Below are 6,624 nucleotides of genomic sequence, written 5' to 3'. Positions count from 1 at the left end.
CTTGTGAAGGCCGCGGCGCGCCACCTGCGCAGCGTGCAGAGGCAGCCCGAGCGGATCAAGAGCTACTTCGAGCATGAGCCGGTTCGGTATGCGGCTTGAGTTCAACACTTTGATGCCGGCTCAATAGCTCGACGTTTCGATAGCACTCGCGCTCGAGACGTCGGCTCGACTGCAGCCGGTTGAGGTAGCCATAGATGTAGATCTTCAGCAGAACGGCCGGGTGATACGACGGCCTACCCGTCAACGCCGGTCTCGCCCCCTCGAAGCCGAGGACTTCGAGGTCGAGTTCATCGACGAACGCGTCGATCACTCTCACCGGGTTGTCCGCAGCGATGAAGTCATCGAGGGACTCGGGAAGCAGCGTGACCTGGTATCGGTCCTCGCCTTCGATGAACCTCGGCATACCGGCTCCCGCAGTCGATATGTCCACGACTCTAGGCAATCGATCGCTTCTGCCAAGCCGGGTTTTCACACAGCCTCGCTGCAAAGCAGCCGCCCATCTGAAGTCCGAGTCCGGCGCAGCCATGACATCTCAGCTCAAGCGATAGACCAATCTCTAGTCTGGCTCAAGTGCTGAGCTCGACGGCGGTTGTCCTCGTCGGAGAAGAACATCATGAAGAGAAGCCTGCCTTGGCCGATTGCAGCCTCGAATGCGAGCGTGGGCTCCTCGTAGTCGTAGGCGGTGGCGTAGATGGCCGCGAGGCGGTTGAGGCTATACAACGGTGAACTCATCGGACAACCCTAGTGCAATCGGTAGCTCATCAAATGACCTAGCGACAATCTCGTGACGGTGCCCTAACAACGGGCACCGTCACGCTCACCGGCGGATGGATAGGTGGGGTCTGGGGCGTACTTTGCGATGCCGGAGCCGCCCCTCGAGCGGCCGTCACGCAGCCTTGCGGCCGGCGTCGAGAACCGCATCGAGCGCGTCGAACCAGGCGCGCGTATGGACGATGCGAGCCTTGTGCGCCCGGGCATCCAGGATTTCCGCCTTCGACATCTGGGACACCGTCTCCCACGACTCCATCGGCAGCACGTAGGTGGCGTTATTGACCTGCGGGCATTCGAGGACGCACAGCCCCTGCTCGACGAAACCGAAAACGCAGTAGCCCTCGAAGCCACCGACGCCGATGGCCACGAAGTCGGGCTTCTTTTCGCCCACCGCGGACATGCGAGCTCGCAGCACACCCTGGTTGCCGGCAGGAGCACGCTCGACCATCTGCTCGAGCGCCGGAACCGCCGACTGCCACGGGTTCTTGCCGGGCGGCAGCAGCTGCCAGTAAAGGCGTCGCACCGGGGCGCTGACCCAGTTGGTCGGGTCCTTGTCCAGAACCTCGAAGCCGCCGAGGGCTTCCCGCATCATGTTAGCGGTGTTCGTGGCGACGACAACGCTGGCCTCGTCGTTCGAGAACGGGCCGGCGACCACGTAGACCTGGCCATCACCGCGTACCTTGACTTCCAGCTCGAAGCTGTAGGGCGGAACGTGAGTGCGCGGGTAGCGCTGGTAGGGCACGTCCACCAGCTTTTCCATCTCTTCGGTTTGGCGACCGGCGAACTGGGTCCAGCGCCAGACGACCTGGCGGTAGGAAGTCTCCATGGGCTGGTCACGGTGGATGATGTCGTAGCCTTCAGCGTTGCGGCGGGACGCAGGCCCCCTTCGAGCCGGCGCCAGCAGGCGCTGACCGGGCACGAGCGGGCTATCGAAGCCGAGCGCCGCGAGGCGGCCTTCGACGCCGGGGTGGACGGCCAGACCGAGCACGTACAGCTCGGACGGCTGGAGATGCTTCAGGTACTTGGAGATGTTGCGGGTTTTACGGTTAATCTGCATGTTTAGGACTCCTTTTAGGCTGTTGGGGGGGATGGCGCAGAACCGTCCCCTTACCCAGAAGGACTCCCGAGAACGGCGCCGTGGACGCCGGCATCAAAAAATATTTTTCGTCGCTTGGTGTCCACGGCCGCTTGCTGGAGAGTCCCAGGGAGGGAGGCCCCGTCTATGTCTGCGATTCCCGAACCCCCAAAACCCCTGACGCCCGCCGAGGTCGAGGCCACCATCAGCGCCTTCAGCGCAGCCGACTGGAAGCGTGCGGAGCACATCGCCGCCAGCTTTTGCGGCGGTCTGACCGGGTGGATGCCGATGGACCTGCTGCAAGAGACCCTGACCAGCTTGGTGGCCGGTACCCGCAGCTGGCCGGGTGGCCTGCACCCGCTCGTGGTGCTCAAGACCGCGATGCGCAGCGTGGCCAGCAACACTCGCAAGCACAACAAGGCCAGCCCCATCGACGAGAACGTGGTCGTCGAACCCTTCGAGGCTGAGGAAGCCGATAAAACGCCGGTGGCCCATGGCCAGGCCACCGTGACGCCGGAAGACGAAGTTTCCGGCAAGCAGCAGATGGCCGCCGTCTACGCGGCGCTTGGCGGCGACCAGGAACTGGAGTACCTCGTTATGGTGTGGGCCGACGGCCTGCGCGGTGCCGAGGCGAGAGAGGCATTGGGCTGGGACGCGAAGAAATATGACGCCGCTCGAAACAGGTTGCTGCGCAGGTTGGCAGCGCTGGACCCCGACCGGAGACCGAAATGACCAAGCCAAAGAACGAATTTGATACCTTCATCGACGCCTTGACCGATGAACTCATTGCGACGCCCGACGAGCACTTGCTGGAAGGGCACGATCCAGCGGCGGTTCAGGCAAACGGCCTGCGGCTGCTTCAATCGGCCAAAGCTGCCGCTGGCCGCTCAAGGATGGCTGCAGCTCGAGCTGGCTACGCGAACCTGAAGTCTCGACCGCACGCAGATGCCCCAGTCGTGTCCGCCGCGGAAGCTCGTCGGTTCATTGCTCAGGCATCCAACGACGTGAGATTTACCGTGGCTGCACGTAACCTTGGCGACCTATCGGACGACGAGGCCATCAAGTTGTACGCAAAGCTCAGGTCTCTGCAACCAGGCGACGATGGAACAATGAAGTGATGACTCCCGGCGAACGCGCTGAGGCACTTGTCTCAGAGCTAGGCATCAGCACTCCCGGCGAGCTCGACGTCGAGGCGATTGCCTTTGATTCAGGTGTTGAAGTCGTCTACGAGGAAATGACGGGTTGCGAAGCCTCGCTGGCAGGCTTCGAGGACCGTGCCATTGCGACCATCAATCCGTCTGGCGTGCGCGGCCGGGAACGCTTTTCGGTGGCACACGAGCTTGGACACTGGCACCTTCACAGAGGCCGCTCCTTCCAGTGTCGTGTTGATGACCCGAGCGCAAACCTCGCGTCGAACAAGGCGTTCGAGAAGGAGGCCGATGCGTTCGCCGCCCATCTGCTGATGCCACGCCCCATCTTCAATCCGCTGGTCGCACAGCTCGGGCAGCCTACGTTTCAGCAGCTCACCAAATTGGCGGGTGAGTTCGACACTAGCATCATGGCCACGTCCTTGCGGTTGGCTGGCATCAACACGCTGCCGGTTATCGTCGCTTGCTACGACAAGGGTGGGCGACGCTGGGCCATACCTGCGGCCGATGTTCCGCGGCGTTGGATTCTCAACGACAAGCTCGACGAGGACTCGTTCACGTACGACTTCCTTAACCACGGGAAGGAGTGCCGCGGCCTCGGAAAGCAATCGGCCGATGCATGGTTCCAGAACGATGACGCTGAAAAGTACGAAGTTCGGGAACAGTGCATTGCCAGCACCGCCGGAACTGCGCTTGTTCTCATCTACCTGCAGTCCGACATGCTCTACGTTCGCCCTGATTGGGATGCCGGCCGGAAGTACGACGCCCGCGGCTCGTACGTCTCAAAGCGTGGTGCGTACTCGAAGTAGGTGACGACGGCCAAGGAACCGCAACCGAGCGAGAGCTAGCCAGGCGTGGTGAGTACGCCCGCAATCTCCGCTGCCACTTCAGCCGCAGTCTTGCCTTCGACGAACACTATGGCGTCCGCGACGTCCCTCAACCCACGGGAAGCCACCTCGTTCGGATGCTGTATCGCCATGTCATACGGCGTTGCTCCCAAATATTCCTCCCCAGCGAGCATGCGGCTTTCGAATCTCGCCCGCAGCGTGCACTCCGATGCGTCGAGATGAACATGGAACACCGAGCCCGAAATGGCTCGCCTGAAATGCTCAACCTGCTGCTGTTTGCGAACAGCGTCGATGAGCCACCTCTGCTGGTCAGCTCGCTCCCGCAAGGTCGGGAGTGCCACTTCATCGACCAGCCAACGGTAGTCGGTGGCCTCATCGAGTTCGTCGCCGAGCGCTTGCAGGCCTGCGCGGTCAGACGCCCGATGGAGTTCCACGGCTCGCCTCTGTAGAAACGCGCCAGACCTCACACGTTCGAAATCAAACGCCGCCACAAGCTCTGTGGCTACGCTCGACTTTCCGACCGCCACTGGTCCGCTGAGCAAGAGAACCACTCGGTCGCCTCCCGCACCAGCGCTCATGCTTCACCGAGGAATCTGCCGCAACACAACCTCGCCGCGCATCCTGCGAACGTCAACGACGTGAGCAGCGATATCCGGCACGCCTTGCAACACAGTTAGTTCCACAACAGGTTTGCGAGGATGGCCGCGGGTGTTCATCTCGTAGGCAGCCAGCTCCTTGAAGATTTCCGGGCCACGTCTGGTCATGGCCGGAAATGTGTTGCCAGAGTTCATGTGGCAAAGGCGAATCCGGTCGCCGTGGGCGGCAACGAGCGAAGCCGTGTTGAGAGTCAAGACGTCGTGTTCGAGGTGGCCATATTGCCGGCCGTTTAGCAGACGGTGCAAGCGTTCCTCAGCCGTCCAGAAGAAAACGCGCTCGTTGATGAGCTCGTACCAGTCGGCAGCCGATACGCCTTCTGGAAGGGCCCGCTGAATGCGTGCGGGCTCCATCGGAATTTGGTCACGCAATACGATTGTTCCGATGCCAGGCACGTCCACGGGCACCTTCTGAGCACGATGCCCACGACGCAGATGCGTTGCCGCTGGGTCAGTAGCGCCCGATAGCCGAGTCACCTCATTGGAGCTGAGCAACCCGTGCTCACGGATACTGGGCCAACTGCCTGCTTCCGCCATGTGATAGACGCGCGGATAGAGTGCGATAAGTTGTTCAGGAGTCACGAGTGGCTACCAAAGACGCCGGTCGATGACGTTACGGTCATTGAACGCGGTAGAAATGAGAGAGACGGGCACGCCGGAAACCTTTTCGACTTCCTCAACGAAGCGAAGGGTCTCTTCGTTCAGCTGCTCGTATCGGTAGGCTTCGCGGTTTTCCACGCCCAAATAGTCCGCAAACGTGAGCGCTATATCGGTGGGACCGTTCAGGAGCAACGACCGCCGAAGCTGCGCCCAATCGAACTCGGCGATACGACGAGGCCTGTTTGTCGTCGACGTGCGCTCTGTCCTCTCAAGCTCCTTGAGGGGAATGCGCGAGCGCTGGTGGATGACTTTCAAATTGATGGGCGCGCTCATGGGCCCAGAGGTCTTGCCGGTGTCGGTGTCGCCCACGCGAATCGGGTAGGTGCGACACACCATCACGACCTTGCGCACATGACGCGCAGACAAGCCCGCCTCAGCGAGGCAGCCTGGCGCGCTGGTGACCCGCGAGGTCACGTGCGGATACGGCCCGTGGTGGATGCCCAGCGATGTGCCCTGAGTGCCTTCGAGCATGATGCGCTTGCCCTCCGACAAGCACTGCGCGAAAAACTCAATCGTATCGCCGACATAGTGTTCGAGCGCAGGGACGTCCTTAACAAGGCGCACATCGCTGTTCGGATAGCGGTGCATGATTTTGCGAGCGGTCGCCTTGCCGACACCCTGCGCAGTCGATGCAATCTCGTTGCGCAACTGGGCGTTCTCCCAGGCAACATCCTCATCCTCAATGACCATCGCCCGTGGGTCAATCATCAACCTATTGATGTCCAGGCCAAGTTTTGCAATCTCTGTTCTCAAGACGGTGAGGCTGACAACCGCACCAGCACCAATAATGAGCTTGGCACTCGGGTTTGCAATCGCCCCTGATGGAACCTGATGGAAGGTGAACGCCTCTCCCCCGCGCTGCCAGACTTTGTGTCCCGCATTGGGTCCACCAACTCGCACGAGCACGTCGTACTCGGGCGCAAGGAAATGAACGATGTTTCCCTTGCCTTCGCTCCCGTATTGACCGCCAATCAACACGTCGACCAGTGGAGCCGCAGTGACTGGTCGCGTCTCTAAGCGCGAAGCGACCCGAGCGTAGACGTCGTCAAGGTTGCATCTGTCCGTATTGATGACAACGTCCGCGGTCTTTCCCAGCTCCTCGACGTTACGCTCGGTCTCGCTCTCAGATAGCGCCGCATAGGAGCCGAGCTCCCTTGCCTTGTTACGCCGCTTCCCATACCGCTTGGCAAGCACTTCCTGCGCCGCAGTTAGGTGAACGTGAGTCACTTGCCAGCCACTATGCCGGATAGCCTGAATCTGGGCCTCAAGGCGGACAGAGTCGACGACCACCATTGTTTAGGGTTGTGGGATACCTGCCCGCGCAGGCGGCGGCGCATCGAGCCGATGCTGACCTGAGGGCAGGTGTCGCACAAGCCTCGAGGGAGGAAACCGCGGCGCATGCCACGGGCGTTGATTTGACGCGTCGGCCTATGGGGATTGCAGGTTCGGCACGTTCACTGGATGGCGCC

At 61.4% G+C, this 6,624-nt stretch carries 8 protein-coding genes and 1 pseudogene; 3 read left to right on the top strand and 6 right to left on the bottom strand.

Annotated elements, in window-relative coordinates; genetic code table 11:
• Positions 1–121 precede the first annotated feature (121 nt).
• From KAK06_RS23915 to KAK06_RS23905, 3 genes and pseudogenes are all read right to left on the bottom strand, one after another.
• Positions 122–403: pseudogene (locus tag KAK06_RS23915) on the bottom strand (transposase); the annotation flags it as partial.
• Between the two features lie 134 nt (positions 404–537).
• Positions 538–732 carry a hypothetical protein gene (locus tag KAK06_RS23910; RefSeq protein ID WP_210804686.1) on the bottom strand — a complete coding sequence of 65 codons (195 nt, stop codon included), beginning with the start codon at positions 730–732 and terminating at the stop codon, positions 538–540.
• A 154-nt stretch (positions 733–886) separates the two neighbouring features.
• Positions 887–1,828 carry a hypothetical protein gene (locus tag KAK06_RS23905; RefSeq protein ID WP_210804685.1) on the bottom strand — a complete coding sequence of 314 codons (942 nt, stop codon included), beginning with the start codon at positions 1,826–1,828 and terminating at the stop codon, positions 887–889.
• A gap of 165 nt (positions 1,829–1,993) precedes the next feature.
• Here KAK06_RS23905 and KAK06_RS23900 point away from each other — a divergent pair, with 165 nt between their 5' ends.
• From KAK06_RS23900 to KAK06_RS23890, 3 genes are read left to right on the top strand one after another with little or no spacing between them, the layout of a single operon-like run.
• Positions 1,994–2,578: an RNA polymerase sigma factor gene (locus KAK06_RS23900; RefSeq protein WP_210804684.1), complete on the top strand. Its 585-nt coding sequence runs from the start codon at positions 1,994–1,996 to the stop codon at positions 2,576–2,578.
• Positions 2,575–2,964 (top strand): hypothetical protein, encoded by a 390-nt coding sequence (locus KAK06_RS23895; protein WP_210804683.1) that lies wholly within the window; start codon positions 2,575–2,577, stop codon positions 2,962–2,964. The genes KAK06_RS23900 and KAK06_RS23895 overlap by 4 nt, the downstream gene beginning before the upstream one ends.
• Positions 2,964–3,803, top strand: a complete 840-nt coding sequence (locus tag KAK06_RS23890; protein WP_210804682.1) for an ImmA/IrrE family metallo-endopeptidase — start codon at positions 2,964–2,966, stop codon at positions 3,801–3,803. Before KAK06_RS23895 ends, KAK06_RS23890 begins: the two co-directional genes overlap by 1 nt.
• 35 nt (positions 3,804–3,838) lie before the next feature.
• Here the strand turns inward: KAK06_RS23890 and KAK06_RS23885 are convergent, their stop codons facing one another.
• From KAK06_RS23885 to KAK06_RS23875, 3 genes are read right to left on the bottom strand one after another with little or no spacing between them, the layout of a single operon-like run.
• Entirely contained in the window at positions 3,839–4,420 is a 582-nt protein-coding gene (locus tag KAK06_RS23885) for an AAA family ATPase (protein ID WP_375140912.1), read from the bottom strand.
• Between the two features lie 3 nt (positions 4,421–4,423).
• A complete protein-coding gene (locus KAK06_RS23880) occupies positions 4,424–5,077 on the bottom strand; it encodes a DUF7002 family protein (RefSeq protein WP_375140911.1) in 654 nt (217 codons plus the stop codon).
• A gap of 6 nt (positions 5,078–5,083) precedes the next feature.
• Positions 5,084–6,448, bottom strand: a complete 1,365-nt coding sequence (locus tag KAK06_RS23875) for an adenylosuccinate synthetase (RefSeq protein WP_210804680.1) — start codon at positions 6,446–6,448, stop codon at positions 5,084–5,086.
• Positions 6,449–6,624: the final 176 nt, after the last annotated feature.

It is taken from the genome of Ideonella aquatica (genome assembly GCF_018069755.1).
Taxonomy (GTDB): Bacteria; Pseudomonadota; Gammaproteobacteria; order Burkholderiales; family Burkholderiaceae_C; genus Ideonella; species Ideonella aquatica.
The sequence above is the reverse complement of the archived record's forward strand: the minus strand, read 5'-3'. Positions and strand labels throughout refer to the sequence as shown.

What these genes read in the sequence shown, in the direction of transcription:
- KAK06_RS23890 (WP_210804682.1), top strand. Translation starts at nt 2,964, where the DNA reads ATGACTCCCGGCGAACGCGCTGAGGCACTTGTCTCAGAGCTAGGCATC.
- KAK06_RS23885 (WP_375140912.1), bottom strand. Translation starts at nt 4,420, where the DNA reads ATGAGCGCTGGTGCGGGAGGCGACCGAGTGGTTCTCTTGCTCAGCGGA.
- KAK06_RS23875 (WP_210804680.1), bottom strand. Translation starts at nt 6,448, where the DNA reads ATGGTGGTCGTCGACTCTGTCCGCCTTGAGGCCCAGATTCAGGCTATC.
- KAK06_RS23905 (WP_210804685.1), bottom strand. Translation starts at nt 1,828, where the DNA reads ATGCAGATTAACCGTAAAACCCGCAACATCTCCAAGTACCTGAAGCAT.
- KAK06_RS23900 (WP_210804684.1), top strand. Translation starts at nt 1,994, where the DNA reads ATGTCTGCGATTCCCGAACCCCCAAAACCCCTGACGCCCGCCGAGGTC.
- KAK06_RS23895 (WP_210804683.1), top strand. Translation starts at nt 2,575, where the DNA reads ATGACCAAGCCAAAGAACGAATTTGATACCTTCATCGACGCCTTGACC.
- KAK06_RS23910 (WP_210804686.1), bottom strand. Translation starts at nt 732, where the DNA reads ATGAGTTCACCGTTGTATAGCCTCAACCGCCTCGCGGCCATCTACGCC.